General features: G+C 72.1%; 22 protein-coding genes. 16 read left to right on the forward strand and 6 right to left on the reverse strand.

Annotated elements, in window-relative coordinates:
* Nucleotides 1-62 precede the first annotated feature (62 nt).
* Together I6A81_RS46240 and I6A81_RS19920 are read left to right on the forward strand one after the other, a co-directional pair.
* Entirely contained in the window at nt 63-179 is a 117-nt protein-coding gene (locus tag I6A81_RS46240) for a tetratricopeptide repeat protein (protein WP_407661337.1), read from the forward strand.
* Between the two features lie 246 nt (nt 180-425).
* On the forward strand, nt 426-2,000 hold the full coding sequence (locus I6A81_RS19920; RefSeq protein WP_203000483.1) for an amidohydrolase family protein: 1,575 nt from the start codon (nt 426-428) through the stop codon (nt 1,998-2,000).
* Nucleotides 2,001-2,300: 300 nt separating this feature from the next.
* On the opposite strand, the gene pepN is transcribed toward I6A81_RS19920, so the two are convergent.
* Both pepN and I6A81_RS19930 read right to left on the reverse strand, forming a co-directional pair.
* The gene (gene pepN, locus I6A81_RS19925; RefSeq protein ID WP_203000484.1) at nt 2,301-4,775 is read right to left on the reverse strand and encodes an aminopeptidase N; all 2,475 of its coding nucleotides are present in this window, start codon (nt 4,773-4,775) and stop codon (nt 2,301-2,303) included.
* 112 nt (nt 4,776-4,887) lie between these two features.
* Nucleotides 4,888-6,141 carry a phosphatidylserine decarboxylase family protein gene (locus I6A81_RS19930; protein ID WP_203000485.1) on the reverse strand — a complete coding sequence of 418 codons (1,254 nt, stop codon included), beginning with the start codon at nt 6,139-6,141 and terminating at the stop codon, nt 4,888-4,890.
* Nucleotides 6,142-7,103: 962 nt separating this feature from the next.
* Between I6A81_RS19930 and I6A81_RS19935 the strand changes: the two genes are divergently transcribed.
* The 7 genes from I6A81_RS19935 (at nt 7,104) to I6A81_RS19965 (ending at nt 14,621) form a co-directional block, all read left to right on the forward strand.
* Nucleotides 7,104-8,666, forward strand: a complete 1,563-nt coding sequence (locus I6A81_RS19935) for an AMP-binding protein (protein ID WP_203000486.1) — start codon at nt 7,104-7,106, stop codon at nt 8,664-8,666.
* Between the two features lie 117 nt (nt 8,667-8,783).
* Nucleotides 8,784-9,740, forward strand: coding sequence for a Zn-ribbon domain-containing OB-fold protein (locus I6A81_RS19940; RefSeq protein WP_203000487.1), 957 nt, complete (start codon nt 8,784-8,786; stop codon nt 9,738-9,740).
* 1 nt (nt 9,741) lies between these two features.
* Complete coding sequence (locus I6A81_RS19945) at nt 9,742-10,809, forward strand: lipid-transfer protein (RefSeq protein ID WP_203000488.1); 1,068 nt, start codon at nt 9,742-9,744, stop codon at nt 10,807-10,809.
* Nucleotides 10,806-11,972: a thiolase domain-containing protein gene (locus I6A81_RS19950; RefSeq protein WP_203000489.1), complete on the forward strand. Its 1,167-nt coding sequence runs from the start codon at nt 10,806-10,808 to the stop codon at nt 11,970-11,972. The genes I6A81_RS19945 and I6A81_RS19950 overlap by 4 nt, the downstream gene beginning before the upstream one ends.
* 51 nt (nt 11,973-12,023) lie before the next feature.
* Nucleotides 12,024-12,842, forward strand: coding sequence for a crotonase/enoyl-CoA hydratase family protein (locus I6A81_RS19955; RefSeq protein ID WP_407661338.1), 819 nt, complete (start codon nt 12,024-12,026; stop codon nt 12,840-12,842).
* Nucleotides 12,843-13,048: 206 nt separating this feature from the next.
* Nucleotides 13,049-13,654, forward strand: coding sequence for a TetR family transcriptional regulator (locus I6A81_RS19960; protein WP_203000491.1), 606 nt, complete (start codon nt 13,049-13,051; stop codon nt 13,652-13,654).
* A gap of 151 nt (nt 13,655-13,805) precedes the next feature.
* Nucleotides 13,806-14,621, forward strand: a complete 816-nt coding sequence (locus I6A81_RS19965; RefSeq protein ID WP_203000493.1) for an enoyl-CoA hydratase/isomerase family protein — start codon at nt 13,806-13,808, stop codon at nt 14,619-14,621.
* Nucleotides 14,622-14,825: 204 nt separating this feature from the next.
* On the opposite strand, the gene I6A81_RS19970 is transcribed toward I6A81_RS19965, so the two are convergent.
* Together I6A81_RS19970 and I6A81_RS19975 are read right to left on the reverse strand one after the other, a co-directional pair.
* Entirely contained in the window at nt 14,826-15,581 is a 756-nt protein-coding gene (locus tag I6A81_RS19970; protein ID WP_203000495.1) for an SDR family NAD(P)-dependent oxidoreductase, read from the reverse strand.
* Between the two features lie 151 nt (nt 15,582-15,732).
* Complete coding sequence (locus I6A81_RS19975) at nt 15,733-16,650, reverse strand: metal-dependent hydrolase (protein WP_203000497.1); 918 nt, start codon at nt 16,648-16,650, stop codon at nt 15,733-15,735.
* Nucleotides 16,651-16,814: 164 nt separating this feature from the next.
* Between I6A81_RS19975 and I6A81_RS19980 the strand changes: the two genes are divergently transcribed.
* Nucleotides 16,815-17,420: a TetR/AcrR family transcriptional regulator gene (locus tag I6A81_RS19980; protein ID WP_203000499.1), complete on the forward strand. Its 606-nt coding sequence runs from the start codon at nt 16,815-16,817 to the stop codon at nt 17,418-17,420.
* On the opposite strand, the gene I6A81_RS44995 is transcribed toward I6A81_RS19980, so the two are convergent.
* The gene (locus I6A81_RS44995) at nt 17,417-17,545 is read right to left on the reverse strand and encodes a hypothetical protein (RefSeq protein ID WP_285222781.1); all 129 of its coding nucleotides are present in this window, start codon (nt 17,543-17,545) and stop codon (nt 17,417-17,419) included. The two genes, I6A81_RS19980 and I6A81_RS44995, sit on opposite strands and share 4 nt — an antisense overlap.
* Nucleotides 17,546-17,661: 116 nt before the next feature.
* Here I6A81_RS44995 and I6A81_RS19985 point away from each other — a divergent pair, with 116 nt between their 5' ends.
* Both I6A81_RS19985 and I6A81_RS19990 read left to right on the forward strand, forming a co-directional pair.
* The gene (locus I6A81_RS19985; RefSeq protein ID WP_203000501.1) at nt 17,662-19,410 is read left to right on the forward strand and encodes an N-acyl-D-amino-acid deacylase family protein; all 1,749 of its coding nucleotides are present in this window, start codon (nt 17,662-17,664) and stop codon (nt 19,408-19,410) included.
* Complete coding sequence (locus I6A81_RS19990; RefSeq protein WP_203000503.1) at nt 19,407-20,375, forward strand: alpha/beta fold hydrolase; 969 nt, start codon at nt 19,407-19,409, stop codon at nt 20,373-20,375. The genes I6A81_RS19985 and I6A81_RS19990 overlap by 4 nt, the downstream gene beginning before the upstream one ends.
* Before the next feature lie 66 nt (nt 20,376-20,441).
* Here I6A81_RS19990 and I6A81_RS19995 read toward each other — a convergent pair whose 3' ends face one another.
* Nucleotides 20,442-21,350 carry a zf-HC2 domain-containing protein gene (locus tag I6A81_RS19995; RefSeq protein ID WP_203000505.1) on the reverse strand — a complete coding sequence of 303 codons (909 nt, stop codon included), beginning with the start codon at nt 21,348-21,350 and terminating at the stop codon, nt 20,442-20,444.
* 240 nt (nt 21,351-21,590) lie between these two features.
* Between I6A81_RS19995 and sigC the strand changes: the two genes are divergently transcribed.
* The 4 genes from sigC to I6A81_RS20015 all read left to right on the forward strand — a co-directional run bounded on the left by sigC (nt 21,591) and on the right by I6A81_RS20015 (nt 24,995).
* Nucleotides 21,591-22,163, forward strand: a complete 573-nt coding sequence (gene sigC, locus I6A81_RS20000; protein WP_203000507.1) for an RNA polymerase sigma factor SigC — start codon at nt 21,591-21,593, stop codon at nt 22,161-22,163.
* Nucleotides 22,164-22,691: 528 nt separating this feature from the next.
* Nucleotides 22,692-24,215 carry a PepSY-associated TM helix domain-containing protein gene (locus I6A81_RS20005; RefSeq protein WP_307874775.1) on the forward strand — a complete coding sequence of 508 codons (1,524 nt, stop codon included), beginning with the start codon at nt 22,692-22,694 and terminating at the stop codon, nt 24,213-24,215.
* A gap of 47 nt (nt 24,216-24,262) precedes the next feature.
* Nucleotides 24,263-24,433 carry a CsbD family protein gene (locus tag I6A81_RS20010; RefSeq protein WP_203000509.1) on the forward strand — a complete coding sequence of 57 codons (171 nt, stop codon included), beginning with the start codon at nt 24,263-24,265 and terminating at the stop codon, nt 24,431-24,433.
* 145 nt (nt 24,434-24,578) lie between these two features.
* Nucleotides 24,579-24,995 (forward strand): pyridoxamine 5'-phosphate oxidase family protein, encoded by a 417-nt coding sequence (locus I6A81_RS20015; protein ID WP_203000511.1) that lies wholly within the window; start codon nt 24,579-24,581, stop codon nt 24,993-24,995.
* The last annotated feature ends 9 nt before the right edge of the window (nt 24,996-25,004 follow it).

Raw genomic sequence — 25,004 nt, forward strand, 5'->3', positions numbered from 1 at the left:
ACCCGGACACGATCCGGGCCGCGGCCAACCTCGCGGCGACACTGCGCGGCCAGGGCGACCAGCTGGCCTCCCGCGCCCTGCTGGACGACACGCTCGCCCGGTACCGACGGGTTCTCGGCGACGACCACCCGGAGACGATCCGCGCCAGAACGGCGTTGGCCGACCTGAACGAGAGGTAGTGGCGGACTCGTCGCCGCGGTCCCCGCTGGCGCACGACGATTCCCGGCGTGCCCGGGCTTATCGCGCCGAATCGTTCAACAGCATCCCGCGGCGACAGCCGCCGCTGCCCTGATCGGAGAGTAGGTCGTCGGCGCCGGTGGGGTTTTCTCCACCCCTTCTCGGGTTCCAGCACCACTGACCGCGTGCTGCCCGGCTGCGAGGTTGGCCATGACAGTGCTGACCGGTTGCCGACGAGGGAGTGCGACATGGCACGAAGCGTTTCCCGGCGTTCCTTGCTGGCCGGGATCACGGGCGGTATGGCGGGCGCGGCCGTGGGGGTGATCGGGTCGGCACCGGCTGGCGCCGCGAGCTCGGGGGCAGCCGGCGGTGCCGAGGACGTCGTCGCCGTGCGCGGAGTCACCGTGATCGACGGCGTGGGTGGCGTTCGCCGCGACCAGAACGTGTTGGTGCGCGCCGGCCGCGTTCTGGACGCCGGTCATCACCACCGGGTCCCGGTGCCGCACGGCGCGCGCGTCGTCGACGGCAACCGCCGGTTCCTCATTCCGGGCCTGGCGGACATGCACACGCACGCCACCGAGATCGACCCCACCGACCCCGAGCTGTACGTGGTCAACGGCGTGACCACCACCCGCCAGATGTCGTCCAGCGAGGCCGTCCGCGGCTGGCGGCGCGACATCGACGCGGGCAGGCGGCTCGGCCCGTCGTGGACGGTGGGCAGTGAGATCATCGACGGCGCGCCGTCGCTGTGGGAGGGCAGCGGCCTCGGGCACGCCGCCGTGGCCGACGCCGCGCAGGCCCGGGCCGCCGTGCGCCAGCAGCACGCCGCCGGCGCCGACTTCATCAAGACGTACACCCGCCTGAGCCGTGAGTCCTTCCACGCGATCGCCGCCGAATCGAAGCGGCTCGGGATTGCGTTCGTCGGGCACGTGCCGGACTTCGTCCAGGTCACCGAGGCGAGCGACGCGGGGCTGGGCAGCATCGAGCATCTCTTCGAGTTCTGGTACGACATCTCGCGCGACGAGGAGCGGCTGCGCGCCGAGATCGCGCGCGTCCACGTCGCCGGGGGCGACTATGCCGGCTGGTTCACCGGAATGCACCCGTTCGAATATGCCGCCGCCCGCGGATATGACCGGGGCAAGGCCGCTCGGGTCTTCGACCGGCTGGCCCGAAACGGGACGCGGGTGACACCCACCCTCAGCGTGCACAGGACCTGCGACGTGCCGGATGACATCCCGCGCGACGACCCCCGGTTCCAGTACGTCAGCGCCGACACGCTGGGCTACTGGCAGTGGGCGACCGAGAACGTCTACCTGCGCGGGCGCACTCCCCAGGAGAGCACCGAACGCCGGGAGCTGTTCGGACGGCGGCTGCGGCTGGCCGGTGAGCTGGCGAAGGCGGGTGTTCCCCTGATGGCTGGCACGGATCTCGGCACGTCATACCTGATCCCGGGTTTCAGCCTGCACGACGAGCTGGCGTTGCTGGTCCAGGCGGGGCTGACGCCGGCGCGGGCGCTGGGCGCCGCCACCCTGGAGCCGGCCCGCCACCTGGGCCAGCGCGACCGCGGCGCCGTCGCCCGGGGCAACGTGGCCGATCTCGTGCTGCTTGACGCCGACCCGCTGGCGGACATCCGCAACACGACCCGGATCAACAGCGTTTTCGTCCGTGGACGGCTGATTGACCCGGACGGGCGGCGGCGGATGCTCGCCGACATCAAGGCCGCGGTGGCCAGCCGGCCGGCGACGGGTGTGGTCCCGGCGGCCGCGGGCTGCGCCTGCCACGGCGTCCACCCGAGGCGAGCGGACGTCCCCAGGCTCACCTGAGCCTGGGACCAACGCCGGCCCCACCAAGGTTCACCCTGCCTCGACGCCGGACATGATCGCCGTTTCTGCCCTCCAGAGGTCGTGATCTGGCCCTGTCCACGACCTCCAGAGGGCACTATCGGCGATCACGTGTAGCAGGCCAACGTTGGCGTCGCGGCACTGGTTGCGAGGCAGCCTGATCCTCGATATAGCGCCGTCGAGCGGCGCTGTTCGTCGAGGCCCACAAGATAGTCAACGATGTTGACGTGCTGGCCGCGGGAGCTTGATCAAATTTTTCCCGCGGCCGGTCAGGCAACCCGGTCAGGCAACACGGGCGGCGCCGCCGCGGACGGCCAGGGCGCGGCGAAGGTCGTCCGCGCCGTCGGAGGCGGTTCGGCGCAGGCCGGACGGAATGTCGGTCCGCGCCGCGAACCGCTCGGCCCAGGCGAGGGTCTCCGGAGCGACGGCGAGCGCCGGGAAGCACAGCTCCGCGAGCCGCGCGAGCGACATCGTGCCCCGGAACTCGGCGGTCGCCGGCAGGTCGTCGAACCACCGCCGCGCGTACGGCGCCGCCAGGTCCTCCTGGCCGGCCACCCAGATTCCGCCGGCCAGCGCGGACAGCTGGTAGTGCGACATCGTGCTGGCCGGGTCGATGAGCTCCGCCCAGGCCGCCGCCTTCGCGTCCGGGTCGGGGCGCAGCGCCCGGCAGCGGGCCGCGTGTACCAGGCCGGACGCGGTGCGGTCCGCGGCGTAGGCGGTCTCGATCTGGTCGGGGGTGAGGTCGCCGAGGGCGGCCCGTCGTTCCAGCACCAGCCAGCTCAGTTCGTCGTCGACGGTCAGGCCGCCGAGCGGCTCGCCGCCCCGGTGCCAGCCGCGCAGCGCGTCGAGATCGTCGGTGAGCCCCACCCAGCCGCGGGCCGCGGTCAGCTGCATGCTGCCGCCGGGCTTCGCGTCCGCGAGCAGCGCCCAGGTCGCGTCGGCGAGGATGGTGATCGCCGCCGCGCGCTCCGCGCCCGGCGCGAGGTACACGGGCACCGCCGCGGTGATCCACGGCAGCAGCCGCGCGGTGACGACATCGAGCTCGTTCGGGAGGCCGGCCGCGACGGTCCGCGCCGCCAGCTCGGGCGGGACGAGCCCGTCGGCAAGGCCGGTGCGCAGCGCGTTCCAGGCCACCGCGCGGGCCGTGGCGTCCTCGGCCACGGCCATCACGGCGGGCAGGCGTTCCCACTGGTCCGCGGCCAGCCGGATCGTGGCCCAGGTCTCGTCGCCGGCGCTGGGAAGCACGATCTCGCCGGGACCGGCCGTCGGCACCGGGACCGGCGCGTCGCCGAGGACGACCTCGGCGGGCGCGCCACCGCCGGGAAGCACGGTGACGGTCATGGCATGGGGCCGGTCGGCGGCGGGTCCGAACTCCGGGGGATGGCGGCGCAGGACGGTGCCGGACGGCCCGGTCTCGACGGTGACGACGTCGACGCCGGCAAGACGCAGCCATTCGTGGGCCCACCGCGCGAGGTCGGCGCCGGTGGGCGTGCCGGGGCCGGCCTGGGCGGACCAGGACGCGAGCAGGTCGGCGAACGTGGCGTTGCCGTAGGCGTGCGAACGGACGTGCTCTCGCAGCCCGCCCAGGAACATGTCCTCGCCCAGGTAGGCGGCCAGCTGCCGCAGCACGCTGGCGCCCTTGGCGTAGGAGATGCCGTCGAAGTCGTCGAGCGCGGCGCGGGCGTCGGTGGCGCCGTTGCCGGCGACCGGGTGGGTGGTGGCGCGGCGGTCGGCGGCGTAGCCCCAGCTCTTGCGCGCCGCGGCGAAGTCCGGCCCCGCGGGCAGGCCCGTCACCAGCGGGGTGACGACGCGGGCCAGGTACTCGGCGAACGACTCGTTGAGCCACAGGTCGTCCCACCAGCGCATGGTCACCAGGTCGCCGAACCACATGTGGGCCATCTCGTGGACGACCGTGTTCGCCCGCGAAAGCAGCTCGGACTCGCTCGGCCGCGAACGGAAGATCAACTGGTCGCGGAAGGTGACGCAGCCGGGGTTCTCCATCGCGCCCCAGTTGAACTCGGGCACGAACGCCTGGTGGTACTCGCCGAACGGGTAGCGCACCTCGAACAGCTCATGGAAGACGTCGAGAGAATCGGCCGTGAGACGCAGGAGCTCGGCCGCGTCCCGGTCGAGCTCCGCGGCGAGCGAGCGCCGGACGTGCAGGCCGAGCGGGATGCCGTCATGCTCCCCGAGCACCGAATGCCACGGCCCGGCCACCAGGGCGACGAGGTAGGTCGAGATGGGCTCGGTCTCGGCCAGCCGCCAGGCGCCCGGCCCGGTCCGCGTCGCCGCGCCGTTGCCGACGACCGTCCACTCGGGCGGGCACTGGACGCGCACGCTGACGCGGGCCTTGAGGTCCGGCTGGTCGAAGCAGGCGAACCACCGCTTGGCGTTGTCCACCGACGACGTCGCGCACAGGTAGACGCCGCCGTCGGCCGGGTCGACGAACCGGTGCAGGCCCTCGCCGTCCTGCGAGTAGCGCATGCGCGCCCTGACCAGCAGCTCGTGCCGCCCGCGCAGGCCACGCACCGGCAGCCGGCCGCCGGCGAACGCCTCGACCGGCTGGGCCGCGCCGTCGAGAACGACCTCGAGCAGTTCCTCGCAGAGCAGCTCGACGAACGTCTCCGCCTCGCGGGCGGTGAAGACGATCGTCGTGGTGGAGGTGAAGAAGTCACCGGGTTCGGCGAGATCCAACCCGATCGTGTACCGGTCGACGTCGACCGATTCCGCTCGCCGCCGCGCCTCCGGTCTGGTCAACGCCACCATCGTCCCACCCTAGACGAGCAGCTCCTCGCGGCTCCGTGGCCGTGCCGATCGCGGCAGCGGAGCCGGTGCCCCCGCTGCCGCTCCGCCGGGTCAGGGTCTGTTCTTAGCGGCCAGCCGTAGCGATCTGCCTATTGAGCTTGATTGGCGGCGTGTGGAAGTCGAACGGTGGCTTGGGTACGAAGCTCTGGATGACGCCCGGCTCGAAGATCAGGCAGTGTGTGGAGCCGCCGTACTGGAAGTAGCCGATCTCGTCGCCCTTGTTCACGTGCTGTCCCTCCCGGACTCCGAGAACGCAGGACGAGATCTCGGCCATGCCTACGAAGACGCAGGCCACGCTGCCCACACGCTGGTCGTCGCAGTCGATCACGATCACCGCCCGGGTGGCCACCTGGCTGATGTAGCCCTGGGAGTCGTTGGGGCCGCCCGGGTCCAGGCCCTCCGCCTCGAGGTCGGAGTAGTACGTGCCGTCCACCAGGTAGGTGGTGGCGACGGTGCCGCTTACGGGCGCTGCCCAGCGGTGATAGTTGTAGGCGCTGAGGAATGCCTGATAGACGTCGCCGCCGGCGAATTTTTCGGCCAGTGTCTGGTGCGCGGTCGTGAAGATGTCCCGCAGGGAGTACGGTTGCGCCTTCATCCAGAAGCGATCCGTCAGCTGCGCGTTGGTCTGAATATTGTAGGGAGTGGCCTCGCAGGCGCTGACGACTACCGTGTTGTCGGTGGGCGCGTCCACTGGCCGGGCACCGGACTTGAACTTCCGGGTGAAGAAGTCGTTCCACGACGCGAAACCCCAGTACCGCTTGGTGTCGTCGTACACGAATTCTGACATGCGGGTGTAGCTGATGGCCTCGGGGCAGAACCATCCCGTGGGTGGGTCGGTGGTGAGGAAATTCCGTGAGTCGGGTCCGCTCAGAAAGTCGCACCAGTACCGCAGCACAGCCTTGAACTTCGCGTTGAGCTCCGGCGAGCGGAACAGCGCGAACCCGGCCGGCATGCACATGGGCCAGTCGAGCAGCGCGTTGAGAGGACAGCCCACCAGCTCCGTCTTGTCGAACGGCGGAGCGTAGGTCATGAGCTCGTCAATCAGGACCATCAGTTCGTCGACGTTGGTGTAGCCGAGCTGGTACCCGGCCTGCAGCGCCTGCTCGATGGCCAGGGTGAAGTACATGCGCAGAACAGGATCGGAATCCACGAGAGACGCGAGGTCCTGCACGGGGGGCGAGAGCCGCACGCCGGGCGCCCGCTTCTTTGCCCGCTCCGCCAGGGTTGTCCGAAAGGCCGCGAGCGTCTCTTCGCTGACGGGCAGCCATCGACCACGCCGGCTGGCTTGGAGCGCGATGGTGTCCACATCGTTATTCATGTATGAGTCCTTCGCCTTCCTGATGGTAAGGGGACGGCCTGTATTGCCCGCGACCGGTGTGATCGCTGTTCCGGATGCCAGGATGGTCGATGGTTGCGGTTTTCTCGGTTGTTTGCGATCTGGTCGCGCGGCGTCTGAGGCTAACATGGAATGAATGGCCGGGGATTCTGGAACTCGAAATGATGGTCGTCGCCTGAGGGTGTACCCGCCAGGGCGAATTGTGGCCGGTCGGGTGTTCTCGGGTGTCCTGGGTTTTCCGATGGTGAACTGGCGATGTCGAAGACCTGGCGCCTTGTCATCCCGACCACCGTGGCGGGTCGAGTCCCCGGCGACGGATGGCGCGTCACGCGGCGCCGCGGCGACTGCTCGCATGGACCTGACCGCTGCTCATTCGCTGCTCACGCGCGCCGCCAGTCGCTCGTCTGTACCCGACGCCTACAGGCATGCCCCCCGCCCGTCGCGCGCCCCGTCGGATAGGCACCCGGTCTCCCAGTCGAGGGTGACCCCGCCAGGGGCCGCTGGTGCAGGTCACCGGCCTGCTGGCACTGCCCGATAACAGCCCGACTGGGTCCCACGAGAGTCAGGGAAATAGCCGGGGCGGGGGATGGCGGGCCTCGCGGGCGGCGCGGCTGAAAGCCGTCGGACTGGTATTCCTGTCCCGGAACTACGCCCTGCGACCACAGCCGCCGGCCTGCCCGCGACCCGCGTCCCGCCGCCCGGGCCATGGTCACCAGGACCTTCCGCCTCGACGGCCTCGACGGCCTCGACGGCCTCGGCGCCTTGCGCGCGCTGGCGTGCCCGCGCTGGATGCGCGCGCCAGCATCTCGACCCGACCCGGCCATAACGCTGACATCGCGGTGAGATTACGGTGTTACTCTGCCGTTGACTGGTCGGATGAGGGTGGCCATGGAGTGTCGACGGATCACCCCGCCAGGTGCCGACCGGCCTCTTCGGGAGGTTCGATGCTCGACGTTCACCAGCCCGTGCTGGGGCCCGACCTGTTAGCGACGGCGCTGAACCGCGGCGGCGCGCATCCGGCCGTCCATCTCGATGATCGCGTGGTCAGCTACAGCGAGCTGCGCGACGCGATCAGCTGTTACAGCCAGGCGTACGCGGCGGCCGGGCTCGGTCGCGGCAGCGCGGTCGCGATGCTGTCGAGCAACCGGGTCGAGGTGCTGTACGCGATGGGCGCGAACGCGATCTCCGGTTGCCGGGCGACGCCGCTGCATCCACTGGGTTCGCTCGACGACCACGCCTACGTGCTGGAGCACGCCGAGATCGGCACCCTGCTCTACGACCCGACCCGCTTCGAGGAGCGTGCCGGCGAGCTGCGCAAACGGCTGCCGGATCTTGCGCTGCTCGCCCTGGGCCCCGGCGGCGCCGGTGAGGACCTGACGGCCGCCGCGGCACGGTTCACTCCGGCGGCTCTCGTGCCGCCCAAGGTGAGCCCCGACGACTCCGGAAGCCTGGGCTTCACCGGGGGCACCACCGGGAAACCGAAGGGGGTCGTCGGCACCTACCGGTCCGCCGCGGCGCTCGCGCAGATCCAGATGCTGGAGTGGGAGTGGCCGGCCGAGATCCGGTTCCTGCTGTGCACCCCGCTGAGCCATGCCGCGGGCGCGTTCTGGCTGCCGGTGCTGCTGCGCGGTGGTTCGTTCGTCGTCCTGCCGTCGTTCACGCCCGACTCGTGGCTGGCGGCGGTCGAGAAGCACCGCGTCACCGCGACGATGCTGGTCCCGGCGATGCTCTACGCCATCCTCGATCATCCTGATCTCGACCGGCGGGACGTGTCGAGCCTGGAGACGGTCTTCTACGGTGCCTCGCCGGCGTCGCCGACCCGGCTGCGTGAGGCGATCGGGCGTTTCGGCCCGGTGTTCTTCCAGTTCTACGGGCAGAGCGAGGTGCCGATGTCCGTGACGGTGCTGCGCCGGGCCGAGCACGATCCCGACGACCTCGACCGTCTCGCGTCGTGTGGCCGGCCGGTGCCGTGGGTGCACGCCGCGCTGCTCGACGACGACCTGAACCCGGTCGCGCCCGGTGAGGCGGGCGAGATCTGCGTGCGCGGGTCGCTGGTGACGGACGGCTACTGGAAGCTGCCGGAGGCCACCGACGCCCTGTTCGCGGGCGGCTGGCTGCACACCGGGGATGTCGCGCGCGAGGACGAGCGGGGCTTCTGGACGATCGTCGACCGCAAGAAGGACATGATCGTCTCGGGTGGTTTCAACGTCTTCCCGCGTGAGGTCGAGGACGTGCTGGCCAGGCACCCGGCGGTCGCCGCCGTCGCGGTGATCGGCGTCCCCGACGAGAAGTGGGGCGAGGCGGTCAAGGCCGTGGTCGTCCCCAGGCCCGGCGCCGTGGTCGACGAGGCGGAGCTCATCGCGCTCGCGCGGGACGCCAAGGGCCCGGTCTACGCGCCGAAGTCGGTGGACGTGGTCGACGCGATTCCGTTGACGCCGGTGGGCAAGCCGGACAAGCCCGCGCTGCGGGAGCGCTACTGGGCGGGCCGGGGCCGGCGCGTCGGCTGAACCGCGCGCTGACCGCGAGGCGTGCTGACCAGGACCACGACGGCGCCGTGGCGTTGATGACCACGCGTCGATCAGGCCGGTGTTCGGGACCTGCCATGCCGGCTGGATGGAGATGACATGACCACGTACGTCGAATCGACCGTGCGTTTTCCCTACAAGAGGTCGTTGGGACCGGTGATCGGGCAGTTCATGACCGGGCTGACCGAGGCCCGGTTACTGGGAATCCGCGCCGACGACCGGGTGATCGTCCCGCCGGTCGAATGGGACCCGGAGACGGGCGAGCAACTCGCCCACGAGTTCGTCGAGGTCGGCCCGGCCGGCACCGTGCGGTCCTGGTGCTGGGTCGAGAAGCCGACCACGCAGCATCCGCTCGACCGCCCGTTCGCGTTCGCGCTCATCGAGCTCGACGGGGCGAGCACCGGCTTCCTGCACGCCGTCGACGCCGGCCGGCGCGAGGCGATGACGACCGGGATGCGGGTCGTCCCGCGGTGGCGAACCGAGCGCCGCGGTCACATCACCGACGTCGAGGCGTTCGTGCCCGGTGACCAGCCGCTGCCCGTCGAGCGCGCCGAGCCGGCCGGCGAGCCGGTCACGATGATGACCTACGACGCCGAGGTCCACTACCTGACGCCGGTGACCGAGAACGAGACGCGGGTCGGTCAGGCGGCGGCCGAAGGCCGCTTCCTGGGGCTGCGGTGCCCGCGGTGCGCCCGCCTCTACGTCGGTGGCAAGAACGACTGCCCCATCTGCGCCGTCGCGCTCACGCCACAGGACGAGGTGGACCTGCCGCAGCGGGGGACGATCACCAACTATGTGATCATCACGCCCGTCCAGTACCCGGGCCAGACGGAGACGGAGCCCTTCGCCCGGGTCCACGTGCTGCTCGACGGCGTCGACGTCGTGCTGATGTTCCAGCCGGTGGTCGACCTGGCCAACGACGACGTCCGCCCCGGGGTGCGGGTCTCGGCGGTGTGGACGCCACCCGACGGCACGGGGAGGCGGGCGCTGGCCGGCTGGCGGCCGACCGGTGAGCCGGACGTCGACGACCCCGCTCTCGTGAATCGGATCCACTGACATGGCCGCGACCGAGCCCGTCGCGATCATCGGCTGGAGCGTCTCGCCGATGGAACGGCGTACCGACAAGACCGAAGCCCAGCTGCTCCTCGACGTCATCACGGACGCCACGGCTCATGCCGGCATCAGCCGCGCCGACGTCGACTTCACCTGCGCGGGCAGCTGCGACTACGTCGCCGGGCAGGCGTTCTCCTTCGTGCAGAACATCAACGCCATCGGCGCCTGGCCGCCCAAGCGGGACTCGCACGTCGAGATGGACGGCGCCTGGGCGCTGTACGAGGCCTGGGTCCGCCTCCAGCTGGGGGACCTCGACGTCGCGCTGGCCACCGGTTCGGGGCGCTCGTCGACCGCCGACCCGGCGACGATCTACCCGATGGAGATGGATCCCTACTACCTGGCGCCGCTCGGCGCCGACGCCGTGTCGATGGCGGCCCTGCAGGCCAGGGTCCTGCTGGACGCGGGTCTGGTGACCGAGCGCCAGATGGCGACCATCGCCGCGCGGACCCGCCGCGACGCCGTGGCGAATCCCCACGCGCAGGTGTCCGGCGAGTTCGACGTCGACGCGCTGCTGGCGGGGGAGTACGTGCGGGACCCGCTGCGCCGCCACGACCTGCCGCCGATCACCGACGGGGCGTGCGCCGTCGTCCTCGCCCGCGGGGAGAAGGCCAGGGAGCTGACCGACCGGCCGGTGTGGATCACCGGGTTCGCGCACGTCGCCGAGGCCCACCAGCCCGGCGTGCGCGACCTGCGCGTGTCCACCTCGGCCGCCCGCGCGGCCAAGGCCGCCGGGGTGGCCGAGGGCGGCCCGATCGACGTCGCCGAGCTGCAGTCCGCGTTCACCCACGAGGAACCCGTCCTCACGGCGGCGCTGGGGCTTGGGCCCGAGGTGGCGATCAACCCGTCCGGCGGCCCGCTGGCCGCCAACCCGATCATGGCAACCGGGCTGGTGCGGATCGCGGAGGCCGCCCGCCAGATCCGCGACGCGGGGAAACGCCGCGCGCTGGCCCATGCCACGTCCGGGCCCTGCCTGCAGCAAAACCTGGTCTGCGTGCTGGAGGAAGGCCGATGAGCAAGAACCCGTGCGCGATCATCGGGATCGGGCAGACGCAGCACAAGTCGCGGCGCTGGGACGTCTCCCTGGGCGGGCTCGTCCGGGAGGCGGCCAGCCGCGCGCTCGAGGACGCGCGGCTGACCTGGGCGGATGTCGACGCCGTCGTGCTGGGCAAGGCGCCCGACCTGTTCGAGGGCGTGATGAAGCCCGAGCTGTACCTCACCGACGCCCTGGGCGCGGCCGGCAAGCCGATGTTCCGCGTGCACACCGCCGGGTCCGTCGGCGGCACGACCGGCATCGTCGCCGCTCACCTCGTGGAGACCGGCATCCACCGCACGGTGCTGGCGGTCGCCTACCAGAAGCAGTCCGAGGGCAACGCGCAGTTCGCGCTGGGCTCCGGCAAGGGAGCCTCCCTCGGGGCCGGCGGGGCGTTCGCGCCCTACATGCGCTCCTACATCCACCGGACGGGCGCCCCACTCGACGTCGGCCCGATGGTCGCGGTCAAGGACCGGCAGAACGCGCTGAAGAACCCCTACGCCCACCTGAAGCTGGCCGACATCTCCCTGGAGAAGGTCAAGGCGTCGCAGATGATGTGGGACCCGATCCGCTACCTGGAGTCCTGCCCGTCCTCGGACGGCGCCTGCGCCGTGGTGCTCACCGACGAGGCCGGCGGGCTGGCCGCCGCCGCCGACGGCCGCCCGCCGGCCTGGGTGCTGGCCTCGGCCGTGCGTTCCGAGCCGAGCTCGTTCCCCGGCCGGGACGCCGTCTGGTCGGCGGGAGCCGCCGACTGCGCCGCCGACGTCTACCGCCAGGCCGGCATCACCCGGCCACGCGAGCAGATCGACTGCGCCGAGCTGTACGTCCCGTTCAGCTGGTACGAGCCGATGTGGCTCGAAGCCCACCACATCGTCGGCCACGGCGAAGGGTGGAAACTGACCGAGCGGGGCGACACCGCCCTCGGGGGCGCGTTCCCGGTCAACATGTCGGGCGGCGTGCTGTCGACCAACCCGATCGGGGCGTCGGGCCTGCTGCGCTTCGCCGAGGCCGCCCTCCAGGTGCGCGGCATGGCCGGCGAGCACCAGGTCGACGGGGCGCGGGTCGCGCTCGCCCAGGCCTACGGCGCCTCCGCCCAGTACTTCAGCATGTGGCTGGTCGGCAGCTCGCCAGACCCGTTCGCGTGACGCGGCCCGGTCACGCGCGACCAGGTCACGAGACCCGACCACGAAAGCGAGATTTCCTTGCCTGAGACTGCCAAGCCGGCGGTCCTCGTCGAGGCCGACGGCCCGGTCCTGACCGTCACCCTCAACCGGCCGGAGAAACGCAACGCGACCAACGCGGAGGTGCTCTGCCGGCTGTACGACGCCTGGCGCCGCCTGGACCAGGACGACACCCTGCGCGTCGCCATCCTCACCGCCGTCGGCCCCACCTTCTGCGCCGGCATGGACCTGGCCGAGATCGGCCGGCTGCGCGCCAGGGTGCGCGACAACGACTGGATCATCCGGCTCCAGGGCGAGCCGGACCTCGCCTATCACGCCTACCTGAAGACCTACCGGCCGGCCAAGCCGGTCATCCTGGCCGCCGAGGGGTTCGCCCGGGCCGGCGGCACCGAGATCCTGCAGGGGACCGACATCCGCGTGGCCGGCGAGAGCGCCGTGTTCGGGGTGACCGAGGTCCAGCGAGGGCTGTTCCCCATGGCCGGGTCGACCGTGCGCCTGCGCCGCCAGCTGGGCTACGCGGTGGCCGCCGAGATGCTGCTGACCGGTGACGACATTCCGGCCCGGCGGGCGTACGAGCTCGGACTGGTCAACCACGTCGTCCCCGACGGCCAGGCCCTGGCGAAGGCCCGCCAGGTCGCCGACCGGATCGCCCGCAACGGCCCGCTCGCCGTGCGGGCCATCCTGGCGACCCTGCGCGAGACCGAGTGCCTCCCCGAACCGGCCGCGTTCGAGATCGAGCAGGCCCACGGCACCGGTGTGATGAAGTCGGCTGACGCGTCCGAGGGCCCGCGGGCGTTCCTGGAACGACGAGAGCCGGTCTTCACCGGAAGCTAGTAGCTGCCGCGACGGCCAACGTTGGTCTGCTACACATGATCGCCGATAGTGCCCTGGGGAGGTCGTGGACAGAGCCAGGTCACGACCTCCCCAGGGCACAAACGGCGATCATGTCCGGCGTTGAGGCGGGCGAATCTTGGTGGGGCTGGTGTTGGCGGTCGCCGCGTGCGGCGCGGAAGGTTCTTGATGAGGCGGGAAGCGGAGACATGACCAGAGGCATCGTGAGCGAGCTCGGGTACGACGAGATCGTCTCCGCCGCGCTCGAGCTCTTCGAGGAGCGCGGCCTCGACGCGGTGAGCATGCGCTCGCTCGCCGCCAGGCTGGGCGTGTCCCCGATCCCGCTCTACAGCCGCGTCGGCAACAAGGAAGCACTGCTCGACGCGATGGCCGACCAGGTGCTCGCCGGCGTCGCCCCGGTCAGGGAGGACGGCGAGCCCTGGCAGGCCTACACCGCCAGATGGGCCAGGGCGCTGCGGGACCGCCTGGTCACCACCCGGGACATCGGCCGCCTGCTGGGCACGCGACGGACGCCCTACCTGGCGGCGGCCGAGTCGTTGGTCGACGCGCTGACGTCGGCCGGGTTCACCCGCGCGACGGCGGGGGAGGCCTGCCAGCTCGTCATGTGGGCGACCATCGGCTTCTCCATCGTCGAGCCGGGCAGCGTCACGCCGAGCAGCCGCCGGCAGTCGAACCTGGCCGAGCTGGAACTGCGCAGCATGGAACAACGCGACGCTGACCGTCTCTTCGAGCTACACATCCGCTACCTGGTCAGCGGACTGGAAGAGGACGTGGAGAGCTCCCGCACCGCATGAGGCCGGGTCGCCGCCAGCCCCTGGTGATCCATGCCTCCCGCGGTACCTGCCCTCCGCGGTTCCATGCCTCCGGCAAATTCCATGGACGAGCCCGGGTGACTGGCTCACGCCGGCGCGTGTCGCACAGAGAGCAGAGAGAAAGGGAAACGACGTGCTGCAGACCCGGGACGACGGCCGGATCCGCGTCCTCACGCTTGCGCGGCCCGAGGCCCTCAACGCGTTCAACGAGGCGCTGTACGACGCGACCACGGAGGCGTTAGCCGCCGCGGCGGCCGCGCCGGAGGTCGCCGTGGTGGTGCTGACCGGGACCGGGCGGGCGTTCTCCGCGGGCACCGACGTCGCCGAACTGGCGGCGCGTACCGCCGACCCTGACAGCTTCAAGGCGGGGGCCCACGGCTTTCCCGGTCTCATCGACGAGCTGACCGCGTTTCCCAAGCCGCTGCTCTGCGCTGTCAACGGCCTGGCCCTCGGCATAGGCGCCACTCTGCTCGGCTTCGCCGACCTCGTGCTGATGTCGACGCAGGCCAGGATCCGATGCCCCTTCACCGATCTGGCCGTCGCTCCGGAGGCCGCGAGCTCCTACCTGTTTCCCCTGATGCTCGGACGCCAGCAGGCCAGCTGGCTCCTGATGAGCTCCGAGTGGTTCACCGCGGCGGACTGCGAGCGTATGGGCCTCGCCTGGCGGGTCGTGGCGCCGGACGACCTACTCGAGGCGACCCTTGCCGTCGCCCACCAACTCGCCGCGAAACCCATCGCGTCCCTCATCGAGACCAAGCGGACGATCGTCGCCGGGCACCGTGACGCCATAGCCGCCGCCCGGGCGCGGGAGAACGTCGCCTTCTCCAGGCTGCTCGGCGCGCCCGCCAGTCTCGAGGCGCTCACCGCGCTCGCCGCGCGGCGCCCGCCCGACTTCGCGGCGGTCGACGCGGCCCACCCCGTCGACGTCGCCCGTCATCGCGCCGACTGAGCACGCGGACCACCTGCTCGGTGTCCGGGCTCGGCCACGACGCGTGGGGCAGTGGCCGAGCCGGCCGTTCCGGATGCCGAGAGGGCGCCTCACACGCCGCCACCGCGGTTACCGCGGCCGCTGGCCCTGAGTACCCGCCGGGGACGCCACGCCAGCGCGCCGCGGGAGCCGACCATCGTCGCCTGGTTCGCCTCGACGGCGTGGTCAGTTCGTCCCTGAGCCGCCGTTGAGGTTGATCGTCTGGCCGGTCAGCCAGGAGGTCTCCTCGGAGGCGAGGAAGACGACGGCGGCGCCGACGTCGGTGGGGGTACCGAGGCGTCCGGTCGGCACCGCCGCGGCCAGGGCGCGGGTGACCTGCGGGTCGTTGTTGGCCGAGTTGTCCATCAGGCCCAGGGCGAGGGTGTTCGCGGTGACTCCGGTTCCGGCGACCTCCTGGGACAGGTGTCGGATGAAGCCCTCGATGCCGCTCTTGCCGGCCCCGTAGAGGGCGACGCCGATCTTCAGGCCCGTGCGCCCCGCGCCGGAGGAGATCTGCACGATCCGGCCCCAGCCCGCGTCGACCATGTCCTCGAGCACGGCGTGGATGCAGTGCAGCGACCCAAAAATGTTGATCTCTACCGGGCCGCGCCACAGCGCGGGGTCGAGCTGGCGGAACGGCCGGGCGACCATGTCCGAGTGGATGCCGGCGTTGTTGACGAGGATGTCGACCGGCCGGCCGAACGCCGCGCGCGCGGCCGCGACGCCGGCCCGCACCGCCTCGGGGTCGAGCACGTCGAAGGGGACCGCGACCGCCTTGCCGCCGGCTGCCTCGATCTCGGCGCGCACCGCCTCCGCGCGGTCGGGTACCAGGTCGTTCACGGCCACCGCCGCGCCCTGCGCGGCTAATGCCCGTGCGGCGCCGGCGCCCATGTTCTGCCCGGCGCCGGTCACTAATGCCAGGTGCCCGTCAAGCTCGAACATCGTCAACTCCTCGTCTGCGCGATGCCGCGGCTGGTCCCGCCCTCAACTGTATAATTTATGCACAGTTAAGGGTGTGGCGGCCCGCGTCATCGAGTTTCCTCACCGCCGCGCCTGACGCCGCGGACCTGAAGGACTCCTGGGCAGACCCTGGCTAAGCCGACGCGGATGAGGAGTACCAGGTGGCCACGGGCGCGCCGGCGTCGTAGCGGTCCTGCCAGGTGCCGACGAAGGCGGGCAGCGGCTGGTGCTCGGGGTCGTGTCCGGGAAGCTGGGCGAGCAGGACGCGACGGCCCGCGGCGCGGCGCTCCCGTTTCGGGATGAAGTCGAGGGCGGCGGGGGGCTGTTCGTGGGCGCCGCCGCGTCGGAGCCGCAGTTTCTGACGCATCCCGAGCCGGAATCCTTCGGCGGGGACCAGCGTGCGCGCGTCGACCTTCCGGTCCTCGAATGGGACGTGCTCGTTGAAGCCGGCCGCGACGAGCGTGATCAGGCGGTTGAGGTGCCGCACTACCCGGGGCAGCGCGCGCAGCCGGTAGGCCTCGCCGCCGAGGGCCCGGTAGATCCGCAGGCCCGAGCTGCGGTGCTCGACCTCCTCGGTGAAGTGCCACAGGAACAGGGACGCGACGCGGTCGTCGCCGGGCCGGAACAGCACGTCCTCGTGGTCGAGGAAGAGCTTGAAGGTCGGCGTGAAGGCCGACTCGAGGTCGGCGATGTAGGCCAGGTGGAACTTCAGCGGCCTGGTCTCGAGGAGTTCGTCGTACAGCGCGAGCGCGCCGTCGAGGGTGCCCTGGAGGCCGGGGTAGGTCCGGATCAGCGCCCTCATGTGCTGCCGGTGGGCGCTGGCGTGCTGCGCCTCCTGGCGGAGGAACACGTCCGCCTCGGCGGCGGCGTCCGCGTCGGCGATCTGGGGGATCGCCTCCTTCATCGCCGCCACGATGTACTTCTCGAACGCGATCGCGATGATGCTGGTCGCGTTCATCTGCAGCGAGAAGTCCGGGCGCTCGGGATTCCACAGGAAGGGGACGTCGGCGGCGAAGTCGAACGGCACGCGCCGCACCTGCAGGGTCGTCATGGTCTCCCGCGATCTCCGTAACGTATCATACAAGATCACAAATCTTGTATGACGCGGACCGGTCGTAGGATGCTGGACACGGCCGGTCAGGTCAAGGGATCGGCCGGGCCGGGGGGCCGGCTGTCGAGGACCGGCCGTCGCGGACCGGCTGTCGAGGGGCGGCGATGAGCAGGCGTGGTTGGGGCGGCACCCCGCCGGCCGACGACGACGACGCCCGCCGGATGATCGTGGATGCCGCGATCAGGTGCCTGGACCGGAACGGCCCCGCCAAGACCCACCTCGCCGACGTGGCCACCGAGCTCGGTGTGACGCGCCAGACGGTCTACCGGTACTTCCCGAGGATGGACGACCTGCTCCTCGCGGTGACCGAGCGGGCCTACCAGAGCTTCATCGCCGAGCTGGACGTCCTGTTCGAGGGTGTCCGGGACCCCACCGAGTTCGTGGTCGAGGCCATGGCCTACGTCATCGAACAGCTGCCGAAGACCCCGCACCTCACCCTGCTGCTGACCGCCGGCACGGTCGACCGCTTCGAGCGGGCGGGGGTGGCCTCCGCGGTCATCGCCCGCAACGTCCGGGTGCTGCGCGACCGCACCGACGTCGACTGGTCCGCCGCGGGCTACGGCGAGCGGGAACTGTACGAACTGGTCGAGGTGATGCAGCGCCTTATCCAGTCGATGGTCGTGGCACCATCCGAGCGCCCCCGCGTCGGCGCCGAGCTCCGGGCCTTCCTGCGCCGCTGGATCGGCCCGGCCGTCGTCCCCGCGCGCTAGCGGGACAGGCCGCCACCGGCCAGGGTGCCGCTGACCGGGGTGCCGCTGGCCGGGGTGCCGCTGATCGGGGTGGCGCTGACCGGGGCGCCCGGGCGCCCGCCGGCGCGAGTTGTTGACCCGGCCACGATCGCGAGCTACAAACTCAGTCATACACAGATCGCGATCATGTATGTTGCCGGGTATGCCTGGGGACGCCAGCGATCGGCCTCCGGTAGCGCGGCTCACGCTCCAGGAGGCCCCCATGGGTGATGTGGTCATCCGCGACGGAACGATCGTCGACGGCACCGGACGGCCGGGATTCCGGGGTGACGTGGTCGTCCGCGACGGCCGGATCGCCGCCGTCGCCGCCGCGGCCGACGGCGCGGCCATCGACGACGCCTTACCCTCGGGCGCGGTCGAGGTGGACGCGTCGGGCCTGCTGGTCACCCCGGGCTGGGTCGACGTCCACTCCCACTACGACGGCCAGGTGACCTGGGACGACACCCTCGCCCCCAGCGCCTGGCACGGAGTCACCACGATCGTCACCGGCAACTGCGGCGTCGGCTTCGCCCCCGCCGCGCCGGACCGGCGGGAGTGGCTCATCGGCCTGATGGAGGGCGTCGAGGACATCCCCGGCACCGCGCTCGCCGAGGGCATCGACTGGTCCTGGGAGAGCTTCCCGCAGTACCTGGACACGCTCGACCGGCGCGGCTGGACCATGGACGTGGGCACGCAGATCGCGCACGGCGCGGTCCGCGCCTACGTGATGGGTGACCGCGGCGCCCGCAACGAGGCCGCGACCGCCGCGGACATCGCGGCGATGCGCGCGATCGTGCGCGACGCGCTCGCCGCCGGCGCGCTCGGGTTCTCGACCTCACGCACCCTCGTGCACCGGGCGATCGACGGCGAACCGGTGCCCGGCACGTTCGCCGCCGAGGACGAGCTGTTCGGCATCGGGGCCGCGCTCGCCGACGTGGGGACCGGCATCTTCGAGCTCGCCCCGATGGGCGCGGCCGGCGAGGACGTCGTCAACCCGGTCAAGGAAGTCGACTGGATGTGCCGGTTGTCGGCGGCGATCGGGCGGCCCGTCACCTTCGCGATGGTCCAGGTGGACGCCGCGCCGGAGCTGTGGCGCGAGCTGATGGCCGCCTGCCAGGCCGCCACCGAGTCGGGCGCGGACGTCTGGCCACAGGTCGCGGCCCGCGCGACCGGCCTGCTGTCCGGGCCGCACACCAGCTACTCCTACCTCGACCCCATCCCCGCCTACCGCGAGCTGAAGGCGCGCGGTCTTGCCAGCGACGCGCTGATCGCGGCGCTGCGTGACCCCGCGGTGCGCCGGAGCATCGTCGACTGGCAGCCGGACGAGAAGACCGCCGGGCGGCTCCGCGACGCCGCCGAGCGGACCTTCCTGCTGGGCGATCCGCCCGACTACGAGCCCGGGCCGGAGCGCTCCCTCGCGGCGATCGCGGCGGCATCGGGCCGCACACCCACCGAGATCGCCTACGACCTCATGGTCGAGCACGACCGCGAGATCGTCCTCTACCGGCCGTACCTCAACTACGCGCGGGGCTCCCTGGAACCCGTCCGCGAGATGCTCCTGCACCCGCGCGCCGCGAGCGGCCTGGCCGACGGCGGCGCCCACTGCCTGACCATCTGCGACGCCTCCATCCCGACCTTCCTGCTCACCCACTGGACCCGCGACCGCGCCCGCGGCGAGCGCCTGCCACTCGAGTGGGTCGTCAGGAAGCAGACCCACGACACGGCCCGGCTCTACGGCCTCGGTGACCGTGGCACCCTCCAACAGGGCAAGATCGGGGACGTCAACGTCATCGACTACGACAACCTGCGCCTGCACCCGCCGCGGGTCGTCTCCGACCTTCCCGCCGGCGGGAGCCGCCTCGTCCAGCGAGCCGAGGGCTACGTCGCCACCATCAAGTCGGGCGTCGTCACCTTCGCCGACGGAGCCGACACCGGCGCCCGGCCAGGGCGGCTGCTGCGCGGCGCCCGATGACCGGCGCGCTCGGCTACGACCCCGCCCGCCGGCCCCCGCAGCCGCCGACCCCGCCGCCCGACGCCTTCAAGGTCCACCACGCGCACCTGCCCACCGGCGTGACGCTCGCCTACGTCCACGAGGGCGTCGGCGGCACACCGCTCCTGCTGCTGCACGGCTACCCGGAGACCAAACGGATCTGGTGGCGCAACATCGGCCCGCTGGCCGACGCCGGGTTCGAGGTCATCGCGCCGGACCTGCGCGGCGTCGGCGACAGCGGACACCCGCCCGACGACCAGCACGACATCGCCACCTACGCCAAGGACATGCATGCCCTGGTGGCCGACCATCTCGGCCACCAGGCGTGCGCCGTCGCGGCCGGTGACGTCGGCGGTGTCGTCGCCACCGACCTCGTGCACCGGTTCCCGGGGTTCGTCACCCGGCAGTGCGTCTTCAACACGGTCCCGCCCATGGGCGCGGCCGGCTACGCCGAGCGTGGCCTGGACATCCGCGCCTTCAGTGGCACCGGCGACGGCCCGACCGCCGACTACCGCGACCTGCAGGGCCGGCGCCCCGACGAGCTCGCCGCGATGCTCGGCAGCGACGACGCCCGGCGGCTGTGGGTGGCCGGGATGTACACCGCGCGCCTGTGGTCATCCCCAGGATCGTTCGACGCCGACGACATCGCCTTCATGACCGAGCCGTTCGGCGACGAGGCACGGCTGCGCGCCGGCTGGGCTGTCTACCAGCTCGCCCACGGCCGCCCCTTCACCGAGCTGCCCTTCACGGATGCCGTGGCCGTCCCGACACTGATTCTCTACGGTCCGGACGACCACGCCGTGCGCTCCGACTTCCTCGCGTTCACCGAGGTGGCGTACACCAACCGGATCGGGCCCCTCGTCGTGCCCGGCGCCGGCCACTTCCTTCAGTGGGAACGCGCCGACATCTTCAACGCGATCGTGTCCGCCGTCCTCATCGACCGGTAGAAGACCGGATCGACCGGTGGAAGACCGGCTCCGGTGCCCGCGCACCGGCCCGGGCCGGTGCGCGGGCTACGCCGCGTGGCGGCGTCCGGCCGGTCGCAGCGGGGTGTCGCCACCGCGGGTCCGGCGCGCGACGGTGACGGGCTGGCGGGCTGGCATGACAGGTGGCTCGGAGCCTGGGCGGTGCCTGGACGGGTGCCGCGGGGCGGGCGTTCCGGCCTGGTGGGCGCGGTCGACGAGGTAGGCGAGCCCGAGCCCGAGCAGCAGCACGGCGTGGCTGGCGACGCGGGTGGGCCGCACGGAGGAGACGACGAGGTCGTAGACGGAGAAGCCGCCGAGCACGAGGATGGCGCCGGCGAGCGCGATGAGCAGGCCGGCGGCCCGGCGGGGCTGGAGGGCCGCCCAGAGCATGCCCACGCCGGCGGCGAAGTTCCAGGCGAGGGACTCGTTGAGCAGGTGCTCGGCGCTCGTCCCGTGTGAGGTCACGGCGTGGCCGGACAGCCCCTGGCTGTCGACCAGCTGCAGCAGGCCGAGGCCGAGCTGCAGCCACCCGACGGCGAGGAGCGCCAGCCGGGTCGTCGAGAAGGACGCGGCGGGGCGCGCGCCTGGGCGCCTGGCCGGCCGGGGACGACGGCGCGGCCGGCGCCGGGCCGCGGCGACCACCGGCCGACGCGCGCCGCTGCCGGTGCCGATGTCGCCACAGGCGCCGGTGTCGCCGTGGGTGTCGGTGTCGCCGTGGGTGCCGGCGTCGCCGTGGGTGTCGGTGTCGGTGTGGGCGTCGAGTACCGCCGCGGTGAAGTCGGGTGTCGGGAAGACCGGCCCGAGCCGCAGCGACCGGGTCAGCGAGACCGCGCGGTCGTGCCAGTCCCGGCAGGCGGCGCAGGCGCTCAGGTGCTGGTCGACGGCCGTCGGGTCCATGGGCTCGGCTTCGCCGTCGATCCTGGCCGAGAGGGCCTCGCGGCAGATGATGCAGTCCATTGCCCCACCGGTCGTCGTAGGAGTCCGCCGAGTTCCCGACCTTCGCGCTGTCGTCGCCGGCCCGCGGTCGCCACGATCAGACGGTGACGCCACGAGTATGCCTGGTCGCCCTCCTGGCCGGTCCGGTCGCGGGTTCGGCTACGGTTGTCCGGCGCCGGCGGCGCCGGGCCGCGCGGTGTCCGGGCTCGCGCGACCCGGCGCGGCCCGAATCCGCGACCCGAACCGAGGAGAGACCCGCCCGTGGCCACGGACGACGAGACGGTCACCGCCTGGGCGTTGGCCGCCGGGCGTGGTGACCGGCAGGCGTTGGAGTCGTTCGTACGGGCCACACAGCGCGACGTGTGGCGTTTCGTCGCCTACCTCGCCGGTCCGGCGGCGGCGGACGACCTGGCGCAGGAGACCTACCTGCGCGCGTTGCGGAGCCTGCGGACGTTCGCGGCGCAGTCGTCGGCCCGGACGTGGCTGCTGTCGATCGCGCGGCACGCGGTCGTCGACGACGTCCGGTCCAGGATGCGCCGGCCGCGGACGACGGCAGCGGCGGACTGGGAGACGGCGGCCGAGCGCGCCCAGGCGCTGGCACCGCCGGCGGCGGGCTTCGAGGACCTCGTCGAGACGAACGTGATGCTGGCGGCGCTGGACGCCGACCGCCGGGAGGCCCTCGTGCTCACCCAGCTGATCGGCCTGTCCTACGCGGAGGCCGCCGTGGTCTGCGGCTGCCCGGTGGGCACGATCCGCTCGCGGGTCGCGCGCGCCCGCGACGACCTGATGAGCTGGTCGCGGCCCGGCCTCGACGAGGGCGCCGGCGGGATCTGACCGCCTCCTGCCGGCGACCTCCCACCGCGGTGGACAGGCCGCGTCGGGGAGGCCGCCGCCAGGAAGCAGCCCGATGCCTGGGATCTGGCGCTGATCTCGGGTAGGCCAGGGCCCGGCCGTACGGTGATCGCCCGATGCCTGGGGAAACCGCGGGCGATGCCGCGTCGCGGCGACCATATCCAGGAGCAACTGGCGATCAAGGGTTGGCGCGCCGGGTCCAGGCTCCACAAGATCTGCGCCGGAACCGATGTCTGTTCGGTCGCCGTCAGCCGCCGCGCCCGTCGCCAGCCAGCCGGATGACAGGAAACCGCGGGCCGCGGCCCGGTGCTTCCCGACGGTCCTTACCCAGGGCGCCGGGCTGGCCCGTCGTCGGTGAGGGGTTCCCGGTTCCCGGCAGGTGCCGTGGCCTTGCCGACACCGGGCGGGGGAACTCGGCGAGCCGTGGACGCGACCAACGATGGACGCGCCGGCGCGGCGCGGCGGTGCCGCCTCGGGCGCACCGCGCCGGGTGCTGCTGGAGGACTGTTCGTGACCGCAAGCGAGGAACCGCTGTCGACCGCGACGGTGGTCAAACCCGTCGACGCCGAGGCGGCCGCCAGAACCGGGCGTCCGGGCGAGGCGGTGGCGACGGAGGCCGACGAGGCCCGCGGCTCGGTCCGCGCGCGTCGCTCGATCGCTCCGCTCCTGCTCCGGCTGCACTTCTACGCCGGCATTTTGATCGCGCCGTTCCTGGTCGTCGCCGCCGTGACGGGGCTCTTGTTTGTCTTCACGCCCCAGTTGGATCGCCTGGTGTACGAGGACGAGTTCTTCGCCGACGGGCGTGGCCAGCAGCGGCCGTTGGCGGAGCAGGTCCAGGCGGCGGTCGCCGCCCACCCGGAAGGCTCGGCCGGGTCGATGATCCTCACCGGCGAGGACGACCGGACGACCGGGGTCGTGTTCTTCGTCGACGCGCTCGGCGAGAAGCAGGACACCGTCTACGTCGATCCCTACACCAGCGAGATCCACGGCAGCCTGGTCACCTGGTGGGGTTCGACCCCGCTGCAGACCTGGTTCGACGACCTGCACCGCAACCTGCATCTCGGCGATCTCGGTCTGCACTACTCGGAGCTGGCGGCGAGCTGGCTGTGGGTCGTCGTGCTCGGCGGCGCGCTGCTGTGGCTGCGCCGCCTGCGCGCAGGCCGAGAGGGTCGGGGCCGGGCGGTGCGCCGCGCCTTGCTGCCGGACCTGTCGGCGCGCCGCGGCGTGCGGCGGACCCGCGGCTGGCACGCGACCACCGGGCTGTGGCTCGCCGCCGGCCTGCTCATCCTCTCCGTGACCGGGCTGACCTGGTCCCGCTACGCCGGCGGCCACTTCGGCGACCTCGTCGACGCCGTGGGCGGCCACGCCGCCGAACTGTCCACCGAGGTCGAGCAGGCGCCGGCCGGCTCGGGCCATCACCACGACGGGACGGGTGGCAATGCCACCGCTGTTGACCTCACCGCGATCGACCGGGTGGTCGCGACCGCCCGCGACGCCGGACTGGACGGGCCGATCGAGGTCGGCCTGCCCGCCGAGGCCGGCGCCGCCTGGACGGTCACGCAGACGGACAAGCAGTGGCCGGTGCGTTTCGACGCGGTCGCGGTCGACCCGACCGGACAGAAGATCACCGACCGGGTCGACTACGCCGACTGGCCGACGCCCGCCAAGCTGACCCGCCTCGGCATCAACGCCCACATGGGGACGCTGTTCGGCCTGGCCAACCAGATCCTGCTCGCGGCGCTCGCGATCGGCCTGCTGTGCGTGATCGTGTGGGGCTACCGGATGTGGTGGCAGCGCCGCCCGACCCGCGCCGACCGAACCCGCCCGGTGGGCACCCCGCCAGCCCGCGGCGCCTGGCGCCACCTGCCGCCCTGGGCCCTGGCCGTCGGCGTCGTCGTGGCGGCCGCCGTCGGCTGGGCGCTGCCGCTGCTCGGCCTCAGCCTCGCCGCGTTCCTCGTCATCGACCTGGCCGCCGGCCCGCTCACCCGCGCCCGTGCCCGGCTTCGCGGGTTGCCCGACCAGAACCGGGTATAGCCGCGACGCCACCGCGCACGAGCGGTCGCCTGTTGGAGGAGTCTCAGATGAGCGTGGTCGACAAGGTCAAGAACACCCTGCAGCGGTTCACGGGCCAGAGCAAGCGCACGGCGGGCCGGGTCAGCGGTGACCCAGGGCTGGAGACGCGAGGTGCCGCGGAGAAGATCGGCGGGGACGTCAGGCAGGCCGGCGAGAAGTTGAAGGACACCACCCGCTGAAGCTGAAGCGATGAGCGCGGTGTCGCCGCCTGTCCGGACTCGCGAGGAGTTCGGGGGCGCGCGCCACCGCGGCGGGTGGCTCTGTCCGTGAGCCCCGCCGGTCTCGCCGCCCGTAGATGTCGGTGGCGGGACCTATGGTCGGCTCATGGCGCTCACAGTCGAAGACCGACAGAGTTTCCTGGCCGAGCCGCACATCGCCGCGCTATCCGTCGTGAACGGTGACCGCGGGCCGCTGACGGTTCCGGTCTGGTACCAGTACACCCCTGGTGGCGAGCCCTGGGTGCTCACCGCGGCCGACTCGCGCAAGGCCGAGCTCATCCGCGCGGCCGGCCGTTTCACGCTGATGGTGGAGCGCGTGGAGCCGACCGTCCGATATGTGACGGTCGAGGGCCCGGTCGCCCGGATCGACGAAGGCACCGACGACCACCTGGTGGAAATCACGAATCGTTATCTCCCACCCGAGAAGGCGGCGGAATATCTCACCTTCGCGCGCGCCGAGCTCGGTCCCCAGGTTCTGATCACGCTGCGTCCGGAACACTGGCTGTCGGCCGATCTGGGCTGATGGGTGCGG

The organism is Frankia nepalensis (genome assembly GCF_016786325.1).
Lineage (GTDB): Bacteria > Actinomycetota > Actinomycetes > Frankiales > Frankiaceae > Pseudofrankia > Pseudofrankia nepalensis.

What these genes read in the sequence shown, in the direction of transcription:
- I6A81_RS19985 (WP_203000501.1), top strand. Translation starts at nt 17,662, where the DNA reads ATGGGTGATGTGGTCATCCGCGACGGAACGATCGTCGACGGCACCGGA.
- I6A81_RS19960 (WP_203000491.1), top strand. Translation starts at nt 13,049, where the DNA reads ATGACCAGAGGCATCGTGAGCGAGCTCGGGTACGACGAGATCGTCTCC.
- I6A81_RS19930 (WP_203000485.1), bottom strand. Translation starts at nt 6,141, where the DNA reads ATGAATAACGATGTGGACACCATCGCGCTCCAAGCCAGCCGGCGTGGT.
- I6A81_RS19940 (WP_203000487.1), top strand. Translation starts at nt 8,784, where the DNA reads ATGACCACGTACGTCGAATCGACCGTGCGTTTTCCCTACAAGAGGTCG.
- I6A81_RS20010 (WP_203000509.1), top strand. Translation starts at nt 24,263, where the DNA reads ATGAGCGTGGTCGACAAGGTCAAGAACACCCTGCAGCGGTTCACGGGC.
- I6A81_RS20015 (WP_203000511.1), top strand. Translation starts at nt 24,579, where the DNA reads ATGGCGCTCACAGTCGAAGACCGACAGAGTTTCCTGGCCGAGCCGCAC.
- I6A81_RS19920 (WP_203000483.1), top strand. Translation starts at nt 426, where the DNA reads ATGGCACGAAGCGTTTCCCGGCGTTCCTTGCTGGCCGGGATCACGGGC.
- I6A81_RS19990 (WP_203000503.1), top strand. Translation starts at nt 19,407, where the DNA reads ATGACCGGCGCGCTCGGCTACGACCCCGCCCGCCGGCCCCCGCAGCCG.
- I6A81_RS19980 (WP_203000499.1), top strand. Translation starts at nt 16,815, where the DNA reads ATGAGCAGGCGTGGTTGGGGCGGCACCCCGCCGGCCGACGACGACGAC.
- I6A81_RS19950 (WP_203000489.1), top strand. Translation starts at nt 10,806, where the DNA reads ATGAGCAAGAACCCGTGCGCGATCATCGGGATCGGGCAGACGCAGCAC.
- I6A81_RS19970 (WP_203000495.1), bottom strand. Translation starts at nt 15,581, where the DNA reads ATGTTCGAGCTTGACGGGCACCTGGCATTAGTGACCGGCGCCGGGCAG.
- I6A81_RS19975 (WP_203000497.1), bottom strand. Translation starts at nt 16,650, where the DNA reads ATGACGACCCTGCAGGTGCGGCGCGTGCCGTTCGACTTCGCCGCCGAC.
- I6A81_RS19945 (WP_203000488.1), top strand. Translation starts at nt 9,742, where the DNA reads ATGGCCGCGACCGAGCCCGTCGCGATCATCGGCTGGAGCGTCTCGCCG.
- I6A81_RS19995 (WP_203000505.1), bottom strand. Translation starts at nt 21,350, where the DNA reads ATGGACTGCATCATCTGCCGCGAGGCCCTCTCGGCCAGGATCGACGGC.
- I6A81_RS19935 (WP_203000486.1), top strand. Translation starts at nt 7,104, where the DNA reads ATGCTCGACGTTCACCAGCCCGTGCTGGGGCCCGACCTGTTAGCGACG.